General features: G+C 62.3%; 2 protein-coding genes. Both read right to left on the bottom strand.

The window, feature by feature from the left end; genetic code table 11:
- Positions 1-157: 157 nt before the first annotated feature.
- Positions 158-1,780 carry a PvdJ/PvdD/PvdP-like protein gene (locus CKW07_RS25025; RefSeq protein WP_095147507.1) on the bottom strand — a complete coding sequence of 541 codons (1,623 nt, stop codon included), beginning with the start codon at positions 1,778-1,780 and terminating at the stop codon, positions 158-160.
- A gap of 248 nt (positions 1,781-2,028) precedes the next feature.
- Positions 2,029-2,149, bottom strand: a 121-nt coding sequence (locus tag CKW07_RS25015) for a transposase (protein WP_141234428.1), incomplete at its 5' end; no start/stop codon positions are given.

Raw genomic sequence — 2,149 nt, 5'->3', positions numbered from 1 at the left:
GGTGTGCAACATCCCTCAAACCCGCGCTACCGGAACAATAATCCTGCACTGCTGCGTGTTTTGCTTGCTCTGTGTACTTACCCATGACGCCCCCAAAGGTTGTGTCCAACCTTTGGGGGTCAGTTCAGAGCGTGGGAACGATCAACGGCATTGTGGCTTACACCGGACGCTCCCTGGCCTGCAAGTGCCGGGCATACCAGGGTCGCTTTGGCACTTTGCGCAATAGATCGACGAGCTTGTCTTCGTCTTCGCCAAAGGTGATGCGCAGCGCCAGCTTCATGGTTTCCGGGTCCATCTCCACTGATTTTCCCGCCTGCAATCCCGGCTCGGTGCTGCAGCCGTGGGTGGTCGGGCCGAGCCATGGGTCGGCGACTTCCACCCAGCGACCCTGAGCGAACCACGGCACCCCGTTGACGTGCAGGCGGCGGACCTCACCCGGATGGAAACGCTCGTGGGCGCGGAACCAGTCTTCGATGCGGTCGTCGATCCAGCCATGGAACTGCCAGAACACCGGGCTCACATGGGACGAGAATGGATCGCCCAGGAAATCGTTTTCCGCCGCGAACCAGCGCGGGGCAAAGTCGGCGGTGTCGCGGGCAAACGGCACGGGCTGGCCGTTGGACGGATCTCTCGGCACCGAAGCCCAGCGCATGTGCAGCCAGTCGTGCAGGCCCAGTTCCAATTCCGAACCAAACTGACCGAGGGTCAGCTTCGACAGGTACCCGGGGTCACGGTAGCGCGACTCCCAGACTTGAAAGTTGCTGTGATAGGTCTCGGCTGTCTTGATGTCGCTGACCCACTGCGCATAGACGTCATCACCTTCGGCCAGCCAGGTCGGCGGCAAAGCGCTGCCGTCGTGGTTGTCGAAGTAGCGGGCGAACCCCGGGCGATCGCGCTCCAGCGACGGTTGCGGCAAGGGGAAAAATTGCCACGACGGCAAGTCCTGCAGGGAGCGCGCCGTGCCGAGCATATGCCGGTGCATGAAGAAAAAATCGATGCCCGAACCGTTGCGATCCTTGCGCGGGCCACGGGCATCACGTTCCTTGTCCCGTGGGCCGGGCTGCCAGCCGAGTCCGCGCAGCGCCTTGCGCTTGTCTTCGCCCAGGGTGTGCCATTTGTCGCGCGTGGCGTGCCACAGCTGGTGAAACAGGCGGTGCTCAGGGGACACCAGCCAGGCCAGCAGCGCCTCGTTGAGCACCGTTCGCTCACGGGCCTCCGGGAAGCGGCGCTTGAGGGCAACGAAGCGGTTGTCCTGGGCCGGCAATGCCAAAGGGCGGTCCAGACGCAACACTCGGCCACTGAGGGTAGCACTGCCGGCGTTACCGAAATCGGCCCAGACTTCGTCCAGGCTCATGGCGCATTCATAGTCCACCACCCCCGTTTCGCGGCTGAGCAACCGCCAGCTCAGGTTGGCGCCCTTGGCCTCGGCCAGGTCACCGAGGATGCGATAGCGTGGCGCTTCATCGGCCAGCAAGCGCTGCTCGGTATCGAGAAAGCCCACCAGGCCACGCCCCTTGTGGCCGATGTCGAGAAACACCGTCAAGCCGTCCCGGGGCAAGCCTTGCAGACCGGCATCGGCACCGTCGAAACGAATGTCCCAGACGCCGCGCAAACTGTCCGCCAGACGCTGGGCGGCCACATCGGCCACATCGAACGACGCTTCACCGGGGGTGATCGTGGGGTCGGGTCGGGTCAGTTCGCGATGCCCATAGAACACCGCAGGCACAGCGGCACCGGTCAGCGCCAGGCCGGCCATGAACCATCGTCGGGAAATCGTCATTGCGCTACCTGTGTCAGCCATGAAGCAGGCTTTATCCAAGCTAGAACGAGTGTTGGCCGGGGAAATTTATGGGGTGTCAGGGTCGACGCGTATTCCTGTAGGAGCGAGCTGGCTCGCGATGAACCAGAGAGCGCCGTGGGGTGTCAGGCTGCACGCGTTATCGTTGACGACCCTCGCGAGCACGCTCGCTCCTACAGAGGGGGCGAGGTGTGATCGGGAGCGATCAATCCCCGCTAATTTTTGGTTCTTCACGGATTACCGGGAAAGACGCTCTTGATCTTCATGAAAAAGAATTCGCTATCCCGGTAACCGTACGCCACCCGCTTGATGACCTTTATTCGATTGTTGATACCTTCCAACTGACCCGTA

This window comes from Pseudomonas sp. Irchel s3b6 (assembly GCF_900187415.1).
In the GTDB taxonomy this organism is placed as follows: domain Bacteria; phylum Pseudomonadota; class Gammaproteobacteria; order Pseudomonadales; family Pseudomonadaceae; genus Aquipseudomonas.
Note: the sequence above shows the minus strand (reverse complement) of the source record. Positions and strands in the feature narration are given on the sequence as shown.